Origin of the sequence: Protofrankia sp. Cr1, from assembly GCF_963555865.1 — a bacterium.
Taxonomy (GTDB): Bacteria; Actinomycetota; Actinomycetes; order Frankiales; family Frankiaceae; genus Protofrankia.
Genome location: NZ_CAUVXO010000479.1, coordinates 1 through 2,509, shown reverse-complemented (window position 1 = coordinate 2,509; position 2,509 = coordinate 1). Strand labels below are relative to the sequence as shown.

Here is a 2,509-nt window from a genome sequence, read left to right as displayed (position 1 = left end):
CCGGCCGGCTACCCCGGCCGACAGCGACTTCTGCTTCGCGCTGCACCAGCTGCGATGGGCGGCTACGTCGAGCAGATCTGAGGCTGGAACGACGCCACCCAACGCGCCTACCACGAGCGGACCTACGACCCGACGCACACTTGGATCATCACCGTGGACGGCCGAGACGCCGGTTCGATCAGCGTCGAGCGCCGGCCAGCCGAGACCTACCTGGGCCGCATCGAGATCCACCCCGGCTACCAGGGGCAGGGCATCGGCAGCCGACTCATCCAGGACCTCCTCGACGACGCCGTCAGCCGCGGCCGCCCCGTCACCCTCGACGTCCTGGCCGTCAACCACCAAGCGCACGCCCTCTACCGACGTCTCGGCTTCCACGACATCGCCCGGCATGGCGACCACAACATCAAGATCAGGATGAGGTCCACGCCACCCATCGAAGATCAGACGTAGAAAGCAATCCACAGGTCTTGACAATTTCTCGGGTAAAAAACTGGCTGGTCAGGTGTCGCTGGAGGTGAGGTTATTGAACATGCGTTGGAGCATGACGGATAGCTGTTGAAGATCGTCGGTGGAGAAGCCGTCGAAGAGGCGGCGGATGACCGAACCGAATACGGGGGCGAGGCGGGGTGTGAGGGTGGCTCCGGCGGCGGTGAGTTCGACGCGGACGGACCGACGGTCTGATGGGTGCCGGACGCGGCTGACGAGGCCCTTGTCCTCTAGCCGGTCGAGCAGGCGGGTCATCCCGGCGGTGTCGGTGCCCAGGGCGGCGGCGAGGCGGTGTGGGCTGGTCTCCGAGCGCAGGCGCAGCAGCAAAGCGGCCTGCTGCGCTGTGACGTCGAAAGGTGCGAGCGATCGTTCCAGCGCCGTGTTCAGTTCCCTCGCCGTGCGGTGCAGCAGCGAGCCGCCACCCAGCACGAGCCGTGCGGCCTCTGGCGGGAGGAATGGGGGTGCCACGTCGCCAGGATAGATGACTAGACAGTTACTGTCGCGACAGCTTTCTGCTAGCGTGGCGAGTATGGCAGACCACCTGTCCACGAACCACTCACCTCGCGTGCTGATCATCGGTGGCGGTGTCGGCGGGCTGTGCCTGGCCCAAGGGCTGCACCGGGCCGGCGTGCCGGTCGCCGTCTTCGATCGTGCGGCGTCGCCGGTGCCGGACCAGCAGGGCTACGGCTTTTCCATCAATCGACACGGGGACGATGCGCTGCGCCAGTGCCTGCCGCCGCGCCTATATGAGCTGTATCGCGCCACCGCCAGCCCCGCGCCGACGGGCGACTTCGTTCTGTTCACCTCCACCCTGAAGGTGATCTTCCGCAAACCGCTGCCCCCAGCCGTGGGCGTCGCGGTCAACCGTCAGACGCTGCGCGAAATCCTGCTGGGTGGGCTCGGCGACGTTGTGCAGTTCGGCAGGGAGTACCTGCGGTACGAAGCACGCCCGGACGGCCTAGTCGACGCGCACTTCGCTGATGGCACTGTGGAGACCGGGCGCCTGCTGGTCGGTGCCGACGGCACCAACTCGGCGGTCCGGGCCCAACTCGTGCCCGATGCCGAGTTCGACGATTTCGGACGGTCGATCTACGGCAAGACGCCCATCGCAGCGGACCTGCGAGCCGCCGTGCCGCCCGAGTTCCTTACCGGAATGCCTCGCGCCAAGGACACCCAGGGCGTCACGCTCGGAGTCGGCGCCTTCATCAAAACCGAACCGTTCGACCAGGCCACAGCCCGGCTCGCACCGGAGGTCCGGTTGAGTCAGGTCCCGGACTATCTGCGCTGGACTCTCAGTCTCCGCGACCGTCCGGTGTCCGGGCGCCAGTTCTGGGCCGCCCACGGGCCGGACCTCCAACACATCGCGCAAGACCTCATCGCCAACTGGCATCCGGCCTTGCGCGCGGTCGTCGAACAGGCCGACGCCTCGGCCACCTTCCCGTTCGGCTTCTTCTGCGCGCGCCCCATCCAGCCGTGGGTCGAGCCCGCCATCACCCTGCTCGGCGACGCGATCCACACCATGACCCCCGGCCGTGGTGAAGGAGCCAACACGGCCCTGCGCGACGCCGCCCTGCTTACCGAGGTTCTACGCAGAGCGACGACCTGCAGCACCACTTTCACCGAGGCTAAGCGACACTATGAGACCGAGATGCTCCACTATGGCTTTGAGGCTGCCGAGAACTCGACCCGGCCATACTTCGACGAAGCGATGCGCCGTCACTCCTGACATCCATTGCGTCACCGAAGGTCGTCATCGATCGAGAGGTCGAAGATCGAGCCCGGCCTGGATCAGGCAGCGTCAGCAACTGTCGCTACGGACGGCACCCAGCGATGACCATGCGTGGGGCTGCGCGCACCCGTTTCGAGCTACACCCACGTGACTTCGGACTTCCACACATCCTGGCTGAACAGGACAACCGAGGCTGAGCCCGATCCGCCAGCGCACCGAGCTGCAGAGAATTCTCTAACGAGCCGACGGGCGAGCCGGACGGACGAACCGATCCACAAGTCTTGACAATTTCTC

Annotated in this window: 3 protein-coding genes; 2 read left to right on the top strand and 1 reads right to left on the bottom strand. The window is 66.2% G+C overall.

The annotated features are described in order from the left end of the window. Positions 1-144 precede the first annotated feature (144 nt). Positions 145-450 (top strand): GNAT family N-acetyltransferase, encoded by a 306-nt coding sequence (locus tag U9980_RS24120; RefSeq protein WP_416210381.1) that lies wholly within the window; start codon positions 145-147, stop codon positions 448-450. A 48-nt stretch (positions 451-498) separates the two neighbouring features. Here the strand turns inward: U9980_RS24120 and U9980_RS24115 are convergent, their stop codons facing one another. Further along, on the bottom strand, positions 499-954 hold the full coding sequence (locus U9980_RS24115) for a MarR family transcriptional regulator (protein WP_322770025.1): 456 nt from the start codon (positions 952-954) through the stop codon (positions 499-501). A 61-nt stretch (positions 955-1,015) separates the two neighbouring features. Here U9980_RS24115 and U9980_RS24110 point away from each other — a divergent pair, with 61 nt between their 5' ends. Next, positions 1,016-2,212 carry an NAD(P)/FAD-dependent oxidoreductase gene (locus tag U9980_RS24110; RefSeq protein WP_322770024.1) on the top strand — a complete coding sequence of 399 codons (1,197 nt, stop codon included), beginning with the start codon at positions 1,016-1,018 and terminating at the stop codon, positions 2,210-2,212. Positions 2,213-2,509 lie beyond the last annotated feature (297 nt).

Coding starts and splice junctions, on each gene's coding strand:
- U9980_RS24110 (WP_322770024.1), top strand. CDS start 1,016: ATGGCAGACCACCTGTCCACGAACCACTCACCTCGCGTGCTGATCATC.